The sequence below is a fragment of the Sphaerotilus sp. genome (assembly GCF_031429695.1).
Classification (GTDB): Bacteria; Pseudomonadota; Gammaproteobacteria; order Burkholderiales; family Burkholderiaceae_C; genus Sphaerotilus.
Genome location: NZ_JANPAB010000009.1, coordinates 1 through 14,561 on the forward strand (window position 1 = coordinate 1; position 14,561 = coordinate 14,561).

At 68.8% G+C, this 14,561-nt stretch carries 21 protein-coding genes; 12 read left to right on the forward strand and 9 right to left on the reverse strand.

Annotated elements, in window-relative coordinates; translation table 11 throughout:
• The first annotated feature begins 151 nt into the window (after nucleotides 1-151).
• Genes RMP06_RS01355 through RMP06_RS01375 form a run of 5 tightly spaced genes read left to right on the forward strand, consistent with a single transcriptional unit; the run spans nucleotide 152 to nucleotide 3,047 of the window.
• Nucleotides 152-397 carry a ribbon-helix-helix domain-containing protein gene (locus RMP06_RS01355; protein ID WP_310459984.1) on the forward strand — a complete coding sequence of 82 codons (246 nt, stop codon included), beginning with the start codon at nucleotides 152-154 and terminating at the stop codon, nucleotides 395-397.
• Entirely contained in the window at nucleotides 397-822 is a 426-nt protein-coding gene (locus RMP06_RS01360) for a putative toxin-antitoxin system toxin component, PIN family (RefSeq protein ID WP_310459985.1), read from the forward strand. Before RMP06_RS01355 ends, RMP06_RS01360 begins: the two co-directional genes overlap by 1 nt.
• 14 nt (nucleotides 823-836) lie before the next feature.
• Entirely contained in the window at nucleotides 837-1,322 is a 486-nt protein-coding gene (locus RMP06_RS01365; protein WP_409050074.1) for a YqaA family protein, read from the forward strand.
• A gap of 43 nt (nucleotides 1,323-1,365) precedes the next feature.
• Nucleotides 1,366-2,850: a carboxypeptidase M32 gene (locus tag RMP06_RS01370; protein WP_310459987.1), complete on the forward strand. Its 1,485-nt coding sequence runs from the start codon at nucleotides 1,366-1,368 to the stop codon at nucleotides 2,848-2,850.
• Between the two features lie 17 nt (nucleotides 2,851-2,867).
• Nucleotides 2,868-3,047 (forward strand): hypothetical protein, encoded by a 180-nt coding sequence (locus tag RMP06_RS01375; RefSeq protein WP_310459988.1) that lies wholly within the window; start codon nucleotides 2,868-2,870, stop codon nucleotides 3,045-3,047.
• Between the two features lie 168 nt (nucleotides 3,048-3,215).
• On the opposite strand, the gene RMP06_RS01380 is transcribed toward RMP06_RS01375, so the two are convergent.
• From RMP06_RS01380 to RMP06_RS01410, 7 genes are all read right to left on the reverse strand, one after another.
• Nucleotides 3,216-3,512 carry a copper-binding protein gene (locus RMP06_RS01380; RefSeq protein WP_310459989.1) on the reverse strand — a complete coding sequence of 99 codons (297 nt, stop codon included), beginning with the start codon at nucleotides 3,510-3,512 and terminating at the stop codon, nucleotides 3,216-3,218.
• Nucleotides 3,513-3,542: 30 nt separating this feature from the next.
• Nucleotides 3,543-4,088, reverse strand: a complete 546-nt coding sequence (locus RMP06_RS01385; RefSeq protein WP_310459990.1) for a cupredoxin domain-containing protein — start codon at nucleotides 4,086-4,088, stop codon at nucleotides 3,543-3,545.
• Nucleotides 4,089-4,099: 11 nt separating this feature from the next.
• Nucleotides 4,100-5,491, reverse strand: coding sequence for a multicopper oxidase family protein (locus RMP06_RS01390; protein ID WP_310459991.1), 1,392 nt, complete (start codon nucleotides 5,489-5,491; stop codon nucleotides 4,100-4,102).
• A 26-nt stretch (nucleotides 5,492-5,517) separates the two neighbouring features.
• Complete coding sequence (locus RMP06_RS01395; RefSeq protein WP_310459992.1) at nucleotides 5,518-6,930, reverse strand: TolC family protein; 1,413 nt, start codon at nucleotides 6,928-6,930, stop codon at nucleotides 5,518-5,520.
• Nucleotides 6,927-7,196 (reverse strand): hypothetical protein, encoded by a 270-nt coding sequence (locus tag RMP06_RS01400; RefSeq protein WP_310459993.1) that lies wholly within the window; start codon nucleotides 7,194-7,196, stop codon nucleotides 6,927-6,929. Before RMP06_RS01400 ends, RMP06_RS01395 begins: the two co-directional genes overlap by 4 nt.
• A 74-nt stretch (nucleotides 7,197-7,270) precedes the next feature.
• Nucleotides 7,271-7,621 carry a hypothetical protein gene (locus RMP06_RS01405; RefSeq protein WP_310459994.1) on the reverse strand — a complete coding sequence of 117 codons (351 nt, stop codon included), beginning with the start codon at nucleotides 7,619-7,621 and terminating at the stop codon, nucleotides 7,271-7,273.
• A 27-nt stretch (nucleotides 7,622-7,648) separates the two neighbouring features.
• On the reverse strand, nucleotides 7,649-8,221 hold the full coding sequence (locus RMP06_RS01410) for a DUF6647 family protein (protein ID WP_310459995.1): 573 nt from the start codon (nucleotides 8,219-8,221) through the stop codon (nucleotides 7,649-7,651).
• A gap of 146 nt (nucleotides 8,222-8,367) precedes the next feature.
• Between RMP06_RS01410 and RMP06_RS01415 the strand changes: the two genes are divergently transcribed.
• The gene (locus RMP06_RS01415) at nucleotides 8,368-8,742 is read left to right on the forward strand and encodes a hypothetical protein (RefSeq protein WP_310459996.1); all 375 of its coding nucleotides are present in this window, start codon (nucleotides 8,368-8,370) and stop codon (nucleotides 8,740-8,742) included.
• On the opposite strand, the gene RMP06_RS01420 is transcribed toward RMP06_RS01415, so the two are convergent.
• The gene (locus RMP06_RS01420) at nucleotides 8,691-9,707 is read right to left on the reverse strand and encodes a hypothetical protein (protein WP_310459997.1); all 1,017 of its coding nucleotides are present in this window, start codon (nucleotides 9,705-9,707) and stop codon (nucleotides 8,691-8,693) included. The two genes, RMP06_RS01415 and RMP06_RS01420, sit on opposite strands and share 52 nt — an antisense overlap.
• A 103-nt stretch (nucleotides 9,708-9,810) precedes the next feature.
• Here RMP06_RS01420 and RMP06_RS01425 point away from each other — a divergent pair, with 103 nt between their 5' ends.
• The 6 genes from RMP06_RS01425 to RMP06_RS01450 all read left to right on the forward strand — a co-directional run bounded on the left by RMP06_RS01425 (nucleotide 9,811) and on the right by RMP06_RS01450 (nucleotide 14,344).
• Entirely contained in the window at nucleotides 9,811-10,665 is an 855-nt protein-coding gene (locus RMP06_RS01425) for an AfsR/SARP family transcriptional regulator (RefSeq protein WP_310459998.1), read from the forward strand.
• A 62-nt stretch (nucleotides 10,666-10,727) separates the two neighbouring features.
• Nucleotides 10,728-11,630, forward strand: a complete 903-nt coding sequence (gene argB / locus RMP06_RS01430) for an acetylglutamate kinase (protein ID WP_310459999.1) — start codon at nucleotides 10,728-10,730, stop codon at nucleotides 11,628-11,630.
• A 7-nt stretch (nucleotides 11,631-11,637) separates the two neighbouring features.
• A complete protein-coding gene (locus tag RMP06_RS01435) occupies nucleotides 11,638-12,321 on the forward strand; it encodes a pyrimidine 5'-nucleotidase (RefSeq protein ID WP_310460119.1) in 684 nt (227 codons plus the stop codon).
• Nucleotides 12,322-12,368: 47 nt separating this feature from the next.
• Nucleotides 12,369-13,013, forward strand: coding sequence for a nucleoid occlusion factor SlmA (gene slmA / locus RMP06_RS01440; RefSeq protein WP_409050075.1), 645 nt, complete (start codon nucleotides 12,369-12,371; stop codon nucleotides 13,011-13,013).
• A gap of 16 nt (nucleotides 13,014-13,029) precedes the next feature.
• Nucleotides 13,030-13,896 carry an ATP-binding protein gene (locus RMP06_RS01445; RefSeq protein WP_310460000.1) on the forward strand — a complete coding sequence of 289 codons (867 nt, stop codon included), beginning with the start codon at nucleotides 13,030-13,032 and terminating at the stop codon, nucleotides 13,894-13,896.
• Nucleotides 13,889-14,344 carry an NUDIX domain-containing protein gene (locus RMP06_RS01450; RefSeq protein WP_310460001.1) on the forward strand — a complete coding sequence of 152 codons (456 nt, stop codon included), beginning with the start codon at nucleotides 13,889-13,891 and terminating at the stop codon, nucleotides 14,342-14,344. The genes RMP06_RS01445 and RMP06_RS01450 overlap by 8 nt, the downstream gene beginning before the upstream one ends.
• Here RMP06_RS01450 and RMP06_RS01455 read toward each other — a convergent pair.
• Entirely contained in the window at nucleotides 14,341-14,550 is a 210-nt protein-coding gene (locus RMP06_RS01455) for a DNA gyrase inhibitor YacG (RefSeq protein WP_310460002.1), read from the reverse strand. The two genes, RMP06_RS01450 and RMP06_RS01455, sit on opposite strands and share 4 nt — an antisense overlap.
• Nucleotides 14,551-14,561: the final 11 nt, after the last annotated feature.

Sequence of the window (14,561 nt, forward strand, 5' to 3'; positions counted from 1 at the left end):
CGACATCGCCGACTACATCGTCAGCTTCTACAACAGCGTGCGTCTGCACTCCACACTGGGCAACTTGCCTCCCAATGCCTTCGAGCAGCAATCGGCAATCACACAACCTGTCGGGCTGTGCGAAATAACTTGACCAGGACAAGGAACCCCCATGACCACGAGCACCGTCCGCTGGAACGTCGCCGTCTCGCCGGAAGTCGATCAATCCGTGCGCATGTTCATCGCCGCGCAGGGCGGCGGGCGCAAGGGGGATCTGTCACGCTTCATCGAGGAGGCGGTGCGGGCCTACCTGCTGGAGCGCGCCGTCGATCAGGCCAAGATGGCGGCCGCTGGCCTGAGCGAAACCGCGCTGGACGACCTCATCGAAGAGGCGGTGCAGTGGGCGCGTGAGCACTGATGCGGGTCGTGCTGGACACGAACGTGCTGCTCGGTGCGCTGATTTCGCCGCATGGCGCGCCCGATGCGATCTACCGGGCCTGGCGTGCGGGTCGCTTCGAGCTGGTGACATCGGTGGTGCAACTGGACGAGCTGCGCCGCGTCAGCCGCTATCCCAAGCTTCGGGCGATTCTGCCGGCGCACCGGGTGGGCACGATGGTCAACAACCTGCACCGGGCCGTCGTTCTGGAGGCGCTGGCGCCGCTGCCGGTGGGTGTGGAGGCGAGTGATCCCGACGACGATTTCCTGCTGGCGATGGCGCTGACCGGCGAGGTGGACTACCTCGTGACGGGGGATCGCCGCGCCGGTTTGCTGCAGCGAGGCCGTGTCGGGCACGCCTGCATCGTGACGCCGGCGGTCTTCTGTGCCGAGACACGGGTGGTGTGACCATGCAAGCCTGGATGGAATCCCTGATGGCGGCGCTGCTGGCAGCGCTGGCGCTGCCGAAGTTTGGCCTCAGCACCATTTTCATCGTCTCGCTGATCTCGGCGACGCTGTTGCCGCTGGGGTCGGAGCCGGCGGTGTTCGGGCTGGTCAAGCTCAACCCGGAGTTGTTCTGGGTCGCCGTGCTGACCGCGACCGCCGGCAACACGATCGGCGGCGCGATCTCGTGGTGGATGGGCTACGGCGCCGAGAAAGCCTACGAACACGTCACCCACCACGCCGCCAGCGACCACAAGGCGCTTGCGCTGCTGCGCCGCTTCGGGGCGAAGGCGTGCCTGCTGAGCTGGCTGCCGCTGGTGGGGGATCCGCTGTGCGCGGTGGCGGGGTGGCTGCGGCTGCCGTTCTGGCCGTGTCTGCTGTACATGGCGATCGGCAAGTTTCTGCGCTATCTGGTGATGACGGCGGGGTTGCTGTGGGTGTTTCCGGGACAGTTCGCGCCGTGATCCACCATGTTCATTGCCTGTTCAACGACTGAAGGGGGACACCTTGTCTGCTTACTCCGACCTCGAAGCCCGCTTCCTGCGCCTCTACCGCTTCGAGCACCTCGGCTCGATCGTCGGCTGGGACCAGGCCGCCAACATGCCCCCCGGCGGCAACGAAGCCCGCGCCGCCTCGATGGCTGAACTCGACGGCCTGCTGCACGCCCAGCGCACCGACCCCGCGCTGGCCGCCCTGCTGCGCCGGGCGGAAGACGAGACGCTGTCCGACTGGCAGCGCGCCAACCTGCGCGAGATGCGCCGCGACTGGCTCGCCGCCAACGCGCTGCCCGCCGCACTGGTCGAGCGCCGCACGTTGGCCACCGCCCGTTGCGAACACGCCTGGCGCCACCAGCGGCCCGCCAACGACTGGGCCGGCTTCGTCGAGAACTTCAAGCCGGTCGTGCAGGTCGCCCGCGAGGAGGCGATGCACCTGGCCGATGCCACCGGCCTGATGCCCTACGACGCGCTGATGGACCGCTTCGAACCGGGCATGACCAGCACCGAAGTGGACCGCGTGTTTGGCGACCTCAAGACGTGGTTGCCCGGTCTGATCCGGGATGTGCAGGCGCGCCAGCAGGCCGAGCCGCCCGTGCTGCCGCCGGTCGGGCCGTTCCCGCTGCCGCAGCAGAAGGCGCTGAGCCTGGCGGTGATGCAGCGGCTCGACTTCAATTTCGATGGCGGCCGGCTAGACGAGAGCACGCATCCCTTCTCCGGCGGCGTGCCCGAGGACGTGCGGCTGACGACCCGCTATGCCCTGGACAACCTGATGTCGAGCCTGATGGGCACGGTGCATGAAACCGGCCACGCCCGCTACGAACAAGGCTTGCCGCGCGAGTGGCTCGGCCAGCCGATTGCCCGTGCGCGCTCCTACGGTCTGCACGAGAGCCAGAGCCTGTCCTTCGAGATGCAGCTCGGCGCACACCCGGGCTTCGTCGCGCAACTGGTGCCGTTGATGGTCGAGCACTTCGGCGCGCAGCCGGCGTTCACGACCGAGAATCTGACCCGCCTGGCCACGCGGGTCGAGCCGGGACTGATCCGGGTGGATGCCGATGAGGTGACCTATCCGGCGCACGTCATCCTGCGCTTCGAGATCGAGCGGGCGCTGATCGAGGGCCAGATCGATGTGGCCGACATTCCCGCGCTGTGGGACGAGAAGATGGCCGCTTACCTCGGGCGCGACACGCGGGGCGATTACCGCAACGGCCCGATGCAGGACGTGCATTGGCCGTCGGGATCGTTCGGCTATTTCCCCTGCTACACGCTAGGGGCGATGTACGCCGCGCAGTGGTTCGCGACGATGCGCCGCCAGATGCCGGACCTCGACGAGCGCATCGCTGCGGGCGATCTGAACCCGGTGTTCGACTGGCTCAAGGACCACGTCTGGCGCCAGGGCGCGCGCTGGGAGACGCCGGAGCTGACGCGCCGGGCCAGCGGCGAGGCGCTGAATCCGGCGCATTTCCGGGCGCATCTGGAGGGGCGGTATCTGAAATGAGCGATGGATGTGCAGACGTGACCCAGGGCGTCGGCGAGGCGAAGAAGACCCCAGCGCCGGCACAGGTCGTGCCGTCACAGCACTTGGTGGATCTGGCGGTGTCGCTTTTCGGGCAGGAGCATGGGGTTGAGCTGGAGCTTCCGGCCCGCACCGAGGCGCGCCCCCTGGTGTCGTGGCAAGCGTTGATGGACGGTTGATGCGCGCCGAGCCCCCACCCCAGCCCTCCCCGCTGAGGGAGGGAGCAAGAGCATATTGCCCGGCCTCTGCTCTCCTCCCCCCAGCGGGGGGAGGTCGGGAGGGGGGCCTCCGGGGTCAGCCGACGTGTCAATTCGCGCACTGTCAACCGACCCTTGGCATGACACTGGTTATTTCGCCGGCGTGAGCTTGACCACCGTGTACTGCCCCCCCACCTTGTCGGCATCGAACTTCACCTTGTCGCCCACCTTCACGGCGTCGAGCATCCCGGCGTCCTGCACGCGGAACACCATCGTCATCGGGGGCATGTCGAGGTTCTTGATCTCGCCGTGCTTGAGCGTGATCTTCTGCTGCGGCTTGTCGATCTTCAGTACCTCGGCGTCGGTGCTCTGGGCGTGCGCGGGCAGCGCGGCGAACAGGGCAGCGGCGGTGAGGGCGAGAGCGGCGGTCCAGCGGGAAACGGTCATGGCAATTTCTCCTTGCAGTGCAGTAACGGTTCAGCGGGCTTTCGGGGTGACACGCGGGGCCACGCGCAGCGCGCCGACCATGCCGGACTGGAAATGTCCGGCGATCAGGCACGCGAACTGGAAGTCCCCGGCGCGGTTGAAGTTCCACACGATCGCGCCGGACTTGCCCGGTGGCACATGGGCCATGTAGGGCTCGTCATGCTCCATGTCGGGGAACTTGACCATCAGCGCCGCGTGTTCGGCCAGGTCCGGCGGGGTGCCGATGACGAACTCGTGCATCAGCTTGCCCTCGTTGTGCATCACCAGTCGAACCGTCTCGCCCTCGCGCACCTCGATGCGGTCGGGCCGGAAGCGCATGTCGTCGCCCATGCGGACGGTGACCGTGCGGCGCACGGCGCGCGGGTCGCCGGCGATGCCCCAGGCTTTCTGTTCCTTCTTGACGGGGCCGGCGGCGGCGTGGGCTTTCTCGCCGTGGGCCTCTGCTTCGGGGCTGAGCGCAAGGCCGCCGCAGCACAGGGCGCAGCAGGCAGCGATGAAGTTACGGCGGGATGGCGTGTCGTGCAGGTTCATGGTCATGGCTTCTGGATTCAATGGTGCTTGTGATCGGTCGGCTTGCGGGCGCGGACCGTGGTGTCGGTCGGCGCCGGCTGTGCGGGGGCGGCCTTGACCGGCTCGGGCAGCGGCTCGCCCGTCCATTCGTAGGCGACGGTGCCCTTGGGGTGCTTGAACCAGCCGGGGTCGCTGTAGTCACCCGGCTTCTGGTCGCGCCGCACCTTCACGACACTGAACATCCCGCCCATCTCCACCCCGCCGAACGGCCCCTCGCCGGTCATCATCGGCGCGGTGTTGTCGGGCAGCGGCATTTCCATTTCGCCCATGTCGGCCATGCCGCGCTCGCCCATGACCATGTAGTCGGGGATGAGCTTGCTGATCTTCTTCGCCAGCCCCGAGTGATCGACGCCGATCATGGTCGGAACGTTGTGGCCCATCGCGTTCATCGTGTGGTGGCTCTTGTGGCAGTGGAAGGCCCAGTCGCCCTCTTCGCTGGCGATGAACTCGATCTGCCGCATCTGCCCGACCGCGATGTCGGTGGTGACTTCCGGCCAGCGCGCCGACTTCGGCACCGGCCCGCCGTCCGTGCCCGTGACCTCGAACTCATGGCCGTGCAGGTGGATCGGGTGGTTCGTCATCGTCAGGTTGCCGACGCGGATGCGCACCCGGTCGTTCAGCCGCACGTTCAGCGAATCCAGCCCGGGGAAGATCCTGCTGTTCCACGCCCAGAGGTTGAAGTCGAGCATGGTCATGATCTTGGGCGTCGCGCTGCCCGGCTCGATGTCGAAGGCGTTGAGCAGGAAGCAGAAGTCGCGGTCGGCGTCCTCGATCAGCGGGTGGCGGCCCCTGGCGTCGAGCTTCGGGTGCGTGATCCACAGCCCCATCATCCCCATCGCCATCTGCGTCATCTCGTCGGCGTGCGGGTGGTACATGAAGGTGCCGGGGCGGCGGGCCTCGAACTCGTAGACGAAGGTTTTCCCCGGCGGGATCGACGGCTGCGTGAGGCCAGAAACACCGTCCATGCCGCAAGGCAGGCGCTGGGCGTGCCAGTGGACGGCGTGGTGTTCGGGCAGCTTGTTGGTGACGAAGATGCGCACGCGGTCGCCCTCGACCACTTCGATGGTCGGCCCCGGCGACTGGCCGTTGTAGCCCCACAGGTGGGCGTTGAAGCCGGGCGTCATCTCGCGCACGACGGGCTCGGCGACGAGGTGGAACTCCTTGACGCCGTTGTGCATGCGCCAGGGCAGGCTCCAGCCGTGCAGCGTCACGACCGGGCGGTAGGGGCGGCCGTCGGGGGGCATCAGCGGCCTGGCGGTCTGCGCGCTGGTCTGGATCACGGGTTCGGGCAGCGCGGCCATCGCCACGCGGCTGACGGAAGCAGCGGCAACCGCGGCGCCCGCAGAAAAGAAAGTGCGTCGGGAAAGCATGTGGGAATCCTGAGGACTGGTTCTGTTCAGTGCCCGCCGCCGGATTCGGCGCTGGCGGAGGAGGCGGGCGCGGTACCCGCAGACAGCACGGGTCGGCCGAGCATCGCCATCTGCAGATCCGCGTCGGCGAGCCAGAACTCGCGCCGTGCGTCGATGGCGCTGTTGACGCTGGCGATCTGGGCGCGTGCATCGGCGAGCAGCTCAAACACGCCGATCAGCATCCCGTTGTAGCGCAGCACGTTTTCATCGCGGATGCGCTGGCGCAGCGGCACGATGGCGGTCTGCACATGGCGGGCGATGTCCCAGGTGTGGCGCCAGTGCCGGTACGCCTCGCGGACTTCGGAGCGGGCATCGATGGCGATCTCGGCGGTGCGGTGCAGGCTGGCGGTGTAGGTCGCCTCGGCGCGCGCGACCTTGGCGTCGCCCCAGTCGAACAGCGGCAACTCCAGCCCGACCTCCCAGGCGCGGCTGCGGTGGCCATCGTTCGTGATCGAGCGGGTCGCGCCGATTTCCAGCACGTTGAGGAAGCGTGTCGTGCGCGTCAGGCCGAGGGCGCGGGCGGTCTGCTCGGTGGCGGTCTTGGCGGCCTGCACGTCCAGCCGCTGCGCAAGGGCACGCTGCTCGACGTCGGGCTGCTCGATCGGCGTGGCGGGCAGGTCCGGCAGGCGCTCGGGCAGCGTGTAGTCGAGCGCGTCGCCCCATAGGCCGAGCGCCCGGTTCAGCCGCTCGCGGCTGGCGTCGCGGGAACGCTCGCCCCGGGCCATGTTGAGTACCGCGTCGGCCTCGAACGACTGCTCGCGGGCCAGCGCCAGCTTGTTGAAGTTGCCGGCCTGCGCCATGCGCCGCGCCAGTTCCGCACCAGCCGCTGCTGCATCCTGCACCTGCCGCAAATAGCGCAGGCTCTCCTCGGCCGCGACCGCTTCGACCCACGCCTGCCGCACGGTGGCGATCTGCGTGACCACGCGCTGTGTCGTCTGTGCCTGCTGCTGGGCGAGGCGGTGGTCCTCCAGCGTGCGCGTCAGCGGCATGAGCAGCAGGCGGCCGAGGTTGAGGTGCAGGCCACGCTCCCATTCCACCTCGGCGCCGCTGGTGGTGCGGCTGAAGGTGAAGCCGGGGTTGGGCAGGCGGGTGACCTGCGCCCGCTCGGCCTGCGTCACGCCTAGGTCGGCGAGCGCGGCCTGCAGACCCCGGTGGTTCAGCAGCGCGACCTCGACCGCGCCGTGCATCGCCAGCGGTGCGGTGAGCAGGGCGCGGGTGCGCTGCTGGGCGTCGGCGGACGGCGCTTGGGCGTCGGGCCAGCGGGTCAGGGTGGTGCCGGTGTGCTGGCGGAGCTGCTGCTGCACAGGCTCGATCGCCGCGTCGGGCGAGGTCGTGGCACAGCCGGCGAGCACGGCGGCAGCGGCCAGTGCGCTCCAGGCCAGGGAACGGGGCGGCTTCATCGCGTGGCCTCCGGGCTGGCGGTTGGCACTGGATCGGGCGCCTGGGCCTGCTTGAGATAAGCCTTCCAGCCGCCAACTGCCCGCACCCGTTCGTTGACGGCGCGCCAGTCGGCGAGTTCAGGGTGGTCCGGCGCGGCACGGCCTGCCAGGGTGGACCGGTGGACCAGCGGGCGCACGGCGGCCCGTGGATCGGCTGGATCGGCCGGAGCGGCAACGGCCGACATCGCCACCAGCGCGAGCGCGGCGGCAGGGAAACAACGCAACATGGATGGACCTCATCGGACAGATCGACACGGCACGGCACACGACCCGCCAGGCAGGTCGCGCACCACGGTTCGGATCAGGCCGAGCGGCGGGGAGGTCGGAAGAGTTCGCCGGGCGGGCCGTCGCGCACACCCGTGATCGGTGTGACGGCGGGTGCCGCATGGGGCAGGGTGGGCAGGTGCAGCTCGGTCAACGTCGGCAGGCCGAGGCTGGCGTGGCAGACCTCGCACAGCGAGCAGCCAGCGTGGGAGGGTGTTGCCTTGGACGATGCTTCCGCATGGCAGGGCTGCTGCATGTCCTTCACCGCATGGTGGGCGGCAGTCACCGGGGCCACCGCCATCTGCGCCATCGCCCACCCGCGCAGCGGCAGCAGCGCGATCACCAGCCAGAGCAGCCAGTGCAGGGAGGGACGGGACGGGCGGAACATCGCCGCAGTATAGGGGGCCTGCTTGATTCATCTCCCCTGCGGCGAGCGCGAGGTCAGCGCTGCCGGCTCGCCCGGCGTGACCAGCGGCGCAGCGGTGGCGGTCGGGCAGTGCGTGAAGCGCAGGATCTCGCCAACGCGGCGCCACTGCTTGAAGTGCGCCAGATAACGGTTCTGCGCCGCGTAGGCCTCGGACTCGGCCTGCATCACGTGCGGGCAGTCGGCGAACAGCGCGTCGCCGTCGCGGCGGTGCTGCAGGTAGTGGACCAGCTCGTGGACGAGGTAGGACTGGTCGGTCTCGTCGCGCAGGTCCAGCGTGTCGCGGTAGAGGATCTCCGTGCGCTCGGTGTCGTAGACGGCGATCAGCGTGCGGCAATGGCGCGGCTCATCCGGGCAGACGCGGCGTGCGAGTTCGGTGTCGGGCAGTGCGGTCAGGGTGGGCAGTGCGGCTGGCGGGTCCAGCCCGGTGAGCTTGCCGGCCCAGCGCAGCAGATCCTGCATCAGTTCGGTGTCGGGCGGCGGCGCGGCATGGGATGCGGGCACCAGCAGCGCAATCAGCAGCGTGGTGACGATGAAGCCTGCAGGCTGACGTGGATACCGCATAGTGCTCTGCCTCGGAGACCGACACGAAAACACCCTGCACCCGGACCGTTGACGGGGCGTATATGCCGCGTCATGGCCGTGATTAACGCCGCATCAACGCCTGTGTGGTGGAGTGGAATTTCCACGACGGACTCTTGGAGATGAACATGAACTACCGCACCCTTTGCGTCGTCGGCACCGTTGTCACGCTGCTGTTCGGACTCGGATTCGTGATCGCCCCTGCGGTGGTGCTGTCGCTCTACGGCATCGCGACGGTGGACGCCCCGCTGGCGCTGCTGGCGCGCTACTTCGGATCGACGCTGGTCATCTATGCGGCCGCGATCTGGAGCTTCCGCGAGGTCACGGCGGTGCAGATCCAGCGTGGCGCCGCCCGCCTGCTGGCTGCTTCGCAGACCCTCGGGCTGCTGGTGAGTCTGCAAGGCGTGCTGGCCGGCACAGTCAACGCACTGGGCTGGTCGTCGGTGCTGATCTACGGGTTCTTCGTCGTGGCCTGGGCCAGGCTGGGCATGGCGCGGGACTGATGCGTCGCGGTCCACGGACGCAACTCCTCCATGTGCTGGCGCAGGTACTCGATCACCACGCGCCGGTGTTCCGCACCACGGACAGGCGTCGTGCCCTCGGCCGTTGCGCCGGTGGTGTCGTTGCACAGGTCGGGCATGTGGGTGGACACGGCCTTCAGGATGCCGCGCCACGCCTGCTTGACCGCATCGGCCGAGATGCCCAGCCGTGCGGCGATGGCGCGGTCGGTGTCGCCCTGCAGCGCGTAAATCGCCACCGTCTGCTGTGATGGTGGCAGGCCGAACACCGGTGTCTGCGGGTGCAGCAGCCACAGCGACAGGGCGTTGATGGCCCCTGGAGGCTGGTGCGCCCGGTCGAGCACATGCTGGTGCGGCTCGCTGTCGGGAGACAGGTCGGAAGGCGCTTCGAAGGTGTGCGCGAGCTGGAAGCCGCCCGCTGCCATGTACGCCCCCGCTGGTCGCCCGTACACCTCGCCGATCAGGCGCCGCACGTTGTAGCCGGCATGGCAGAAGTACCACGCCGCCGGCCCGAGGGGCATCAGCCGCTGGCTGTCCGGGTGGGTCAGGTCGTGCTCGCGCTGCAGATACAGCGGCATGACCAGGCTCAGGCCCTCCCCGGCATTGGCCCGTGCGGTTTCACGCTGGTCGAGGAAGGGGCGATGGCCGTCGAGTTCCATGCGGTACAGGCGGTCCAGCAGATAGGGCTGCGGCGAGCGCATCAGTTCGTCGTAGACCTCGTCCCGGACGAAGTGGCTGGTGCCGATGGCTTCCATCCGCGGCTGGTGTGGTGTGCGCAAGTCCTCCCAGACCGCGAAGGATTTCGGGGCGCGCCGGTCCTGCGCCAGCCAGTCGGACCACAGCCGCGGCAACTGTTCGCGGACCCGCGGCGAGAGCAGGCAGCGGCCATTGCGGTCGAAAAGATCGAGACAGGCGGGCAGATCCGCTGCCTGTGCCAAGCGATATCGCATGACGCGCTCCCTGTGCTCCATGTCGAAACAGTCCCCATTTTCGGGACTTTTGCCCAGCCTGCAAATGCGCAGAATCGGAGCAAAGCGTTCCACGGGAGGGGCCATGTTGACGGGACACGAACAACGCAGCGAATTGTTCACTGCCGCTGCTGCCGCGCCGTCGGTGCTGCAGATGCATGTGCTCGGATTGCCGCAGCTCTGGTGGCGTGGCGACGACCTGGCGTGGCGGCTGCCCGACAAGCAGCAGGCCTTGCTGTATGTGGTGGCCGTCGAGGGGCATGCGATGTGCCGCACGGCGCTGGCGCAGATGCTGTGGGGCGAATGGCCGGACGAGGCGGCGCGGGCCAATCTGCGGGTGGCGCTGTCGCAATTGCGGCGGGCGCTGCCGGGGATGCTGGAGATCGACATGCGCCGCGTCGGCTTCGTGGGCGCGGGGGCTGCGGTCCTGTGCGATCTTGATGTGCTCGCCGATGCGCTGCTGCCGGGAGCGCCGGCGGCCTGCCGGCTGGCGGGGGCACGGGCGTGGCGCGGCGAGTTGCTGGCGGATTTTGCGCTGCCGGGTTGTGACGGATTCGAGCGCTGGTGCGCCGTGCAACGCCAGCGCGCGGCCGGCATGGCGCTGGCGCTGCAGCGCGAGTTGATGCACGTCAGCGAGGCGGCTGGTGAAGTCGATGCAGCCATCCGCCATGCGCGGGCGCTGCTGCGCATCGACGGCGCCGACGAGGCCGCGCACATGGTGCTGATGCGTCTGCTGGCCGGTCTGGGCGAGCGCACGGCGGCGTTGCGCCAGTACGCCGAATGCACCGCCGCGCTGGCCGAGCAGTTCGGCGCGCGGCCGTCGGCGCGCTGTTACGCGCTGTATGTGCGCATCCATGCCGACATGCTGCCGACGCGGGCGCAGATGTTCGAGCAGTTGGCCGGGCCAGCGCCTGCAGCGACCGCGCTGCGGGTGCATTGAGCGGGGCAGGGCGGTCCTAGAATCCGGAAATTGCCCTGAACCGCACTTTTCCGGAGTCCTGCATGTCCCAAGCCCCCGTCGATCTCTCCCACATCATCCCGCGCGACAAGGCCGAGATCCTCGCCCAGGCGCTGCCGTACATCCGCAAGTTCCACGGCAAGACCATGGTCATCAAGTACGGCGGCAACGCGATGACCGACCCGGCGCTGCAGCAGGCGTTTGCCGAGGACGTGGTGCTGCTCAAGCTCGTGGGCATCAACCCGATCGTGGTCCATGGCGGCGGTCCGCAGATCGACTCGGCGCTGGCGAAGATCGGCAAGAAGGGCACCTTCATCCAGGGCATGCGCGTCACCGATGCCGAGACGATGGACGTGGTCGAGTGGGTGCTCGGCGGCGAGGTGCAGCAGGACATCGTCGGCCTGATCAACGCGGCCGGCGGCAAGGCGGTTGGCCTGACCGGGCGCGACGGCGCCATGGTCCGCGCCCGCAAGCTCAAGCTGCTCGACAAGAACGACCCCAGCATCGAACACGACGTCGGCCAGGTCGGCGAGATCGAGTCCATCGACCCGAGCGTGGTCAAGGCGCTGCAGGACGACCAGTTCATCCCCGTCATCAGCCCGATCGGATTCGGCGAACACAACGAGAGCTACAACATCAACGCCGATCTGGTGGCGTCCAAGCTGGCCGAGATCCTCAAGGCCGAGAAGCTGATGATGCTGACCAACATCTCGGGCGTGCTCGACAAGCAGGGCCAGTTGCTGACCGAGCTGACCTCGCGCCGCATCGACGAGCTGGTCGAGGACGGCACGATCTCCGGCGGCATGCTGCCGAAGCTGGCCGGCGCGATCGACGCGGCCAAGTGCGGCGTGAACGCGGTCCACATCATCGACGGCCGCGTGCCGCATGTGCTGCTGCTGGAGATCCTGACCGACCAGGCCTTCGGGACGATGATCCGGGCGCGCTGAGGTGCCGATGCCGCGTGGCAAGGCCGAGTCGCCGGTCTGGCTCTTCGACCTCGACGACACCCTGCACGATGCGTCGAACGCCGCGTTCGCCGGCATTTCCGCGTCGATGACGGCCTTCATCGAGCGCGAGCTGGCCCTGTCCCGCACCGACGCCGAGGCGCTGCGCGGCCACTACTGGCGGCGCTACGGCGCCACGCTGATCGGGCTGGTGCGCCACCACGGCATCCAGTCGGCGCATTTCCTGCACGACACCCACGCGCTGCCGGGGCTGGAGGCGCGGTTGCGCAGCCATCCGCACGACCTCGCGGCGCTGGCGCGGCTGCCGGGACGCAAGTTCATCCTGACGAATGCGCCCCGTGTCTACGCCGAACGGGTGCTGGACGCGCTGGGGCTGTGGCGCCACTTCGATGGGGTGATCACCATCGAGCAGATGGCGATGTTCGGCCACCTGCGCCCCAAGCCCGATGCACGGATGCTGCGCCACATCGCCGTGCGGCTGAAGGTGCCGGCGCACCGCTGCGTGCTGGTCGAGGACACGCTGGAACACCAGAAGGCGGCGCGGCGCGTCGGCATGCGCACCGTGTGGATGCAGCGCTGGCTGGGGGGCTCACCCACCGCATCGCCGGGGCGTCGGCCGGTGTACGTGTGTGCCAGAATCCGCAGCCTTCAGGCGCTGGCCCGCTGGCGCTGAGTCCTGACGATCCACCTTTGACGCCCCGATCCCACGTGCTCGATCCGATGTCCGACGCCTCCGATTCCGCCAGCCCGTCCATGGCCGCACCCACCGCAGCGCCTGTTGTGCGCAAGCGGCCCAAGCCGGGCGAGCGCCGCGTGCAGATCCTGCATGCGCTGGCGCAGATGCTGGAGCAGCCCGGCAGCGAGCGCATCACCACCGCCGCGCTGGCCGGCCGCCTGGACGTGAGCGAGGCGGCGCTGTACCGCCATTTCGCCAGCAAGGCGCAGATGTTCGAGGGCCTGATCGAGTTCATCGAGTCCAGCGTCTTCACGCTGGTCAACCAGATCGTCGAGCGCGAGCCGGATCCGCGTGTGCAGGCCGCCCACAGCGTCGCGGTGCTGCTGCAGTTCGCCGAGAAGAACCCGGGCATGGCGCGGGTGATGGTGGGCGACGCGCTGGTGCTCGAACACGAGCGGCTGCAGGCGCGCATGAACCAGTTCTTCGACCGCATCGAGTCGTTGTTGCGCCAGAGCTTGCGTTTGGCGGCGGATGCCCGCGGCTCGCTGGCACCCACCGCCGAAGCTGCGGCGCAGGCGTCGATGCTGACCAGCTACTGCCTCGGCCGTCTGCAGCGGTTTGCCCGCTCCGATTTCAAGCGCAGCCCGGTCGAACACCTCGACGCGTCGCTGCAGATGATGATTCACTGAATTCGAAGGCGCCTGCATGAGCGATTTCACCAGCCTGATCACCCGGGCCGAGGCGCTGCTGGCGCGCCTCGAAGCCGTCCTGCCCCACCCGCTGACCGCGCCGGACTGGGGCGCGTCCATCGCCTTCCGCTACCGCAAGCGCGGCCAGGGCGGCGTGCTGGAACCGGTGCGCCACATCGCGCCGTTGAAGCTCGCCGACTTGAAGGAAGTGGACACGCAGAAGGAGCGTCTGCTGCGCAACACCGCGCAGTTCGTCGCTGGCCGCCCCGCCAACAACGTGCTGCTGACCGGCGCACGCGGGACCGGCAAAAGCTCGCTCATCAAGGCTTGCCTGAACACCTTCGCCGACCAGGGCCTGCGCCTGATCGAGGTGGACAAGGCCGACCTGACCGACCTGCCGGACCTCGTGGACCTGATCGCCGAGCGGCCCGAGCGTTTCATCGTCTATTGCGACGACCTGAGCTTCGACGAGGGCGAGTCCGGCTACAAGGCACTGAAGTCCATCCTCGATGGCACCGTGGCGCAGACCAGCGACAACGTGCTGATCTACGCCACCAGCAACCGCCGCCATCTGCTGCCCGAGCAGATGAAGGACAACCTGGGTGCGACCTACACCGACGACGGCGACATGCACCCTGGCGAGGCGGTCGAGGAGAAGGTCTCGCTGTCCGAGCGTTTCGGCCTGTGGGTGAGCTTCTACCCGTTCAGCCAGCGCGAGTACCTGACCATCGTCGGCCAGTGGCTGCGCCACTTCGGCTTGACCGAGGAGGCCATCGCGGCGGCACGCCAGCCGGCGCTGCTCTGGGCGCTGGAGCGCGGCTCGCGCTCGGGGCGCGTGGCCTACCAGTTCGCCCGCGACATGGCCGGCGGTGCGCATGACTGAGCGCGTGCCGGTGGAGGTCGCCGTCGGTGTGCTGATCGAGCGCGAGGCGGATGGGCGCGAGGGCCGTTTCCTGCTGACCTCACGCCCCGAGGGCAAGGTCTACGCCGGCTACTGGGAATTCCCGGGCGGCAAGCTCGAAGCGGGCGAGTCGGTGGAAGACGCGCTGCGCCGCGAGCTGCACGAGGAAATCGGCATCACCATCGGCACCGGGCCGGACGCGGTCCGGCCGTGGCAGCAACTCGTCATGGACTACCCGCACGCGCGGGTGCGCTTGAACTTCTGCAAGGTCTACACATGGACCGGAGCCTTCGAGATGCGCGAGGCGCAGCAGATGGCGTGGCAGACGCTGCCGGTGGACGTGGTGCCGGTGCTGCCCGGGACGATTCCGGTGCTGCAGTGGTTCGCCGAGGAACGTGGCCACACCGGGCCGACGCACCGGGAGGTCTAGGGACTGCCCTGGTCGTCCGGCGGCTCGACCGCGGCGACGCGGAACGACTCGCTGGCCCAGGCGCCGAAGTCGCGCTGGCGGCAGCGCTCGCTGCAGAACGGGCGCCATGGATTGCTCGGCGCGAACAGCGTCATTTCGCGGCAGCTCGGGCAGGCCACTTGCGGTGCAGGGCGCGCGGCGCCTGCCGGGGTGTCGATCGGGTGCATGCGGGGGTGGG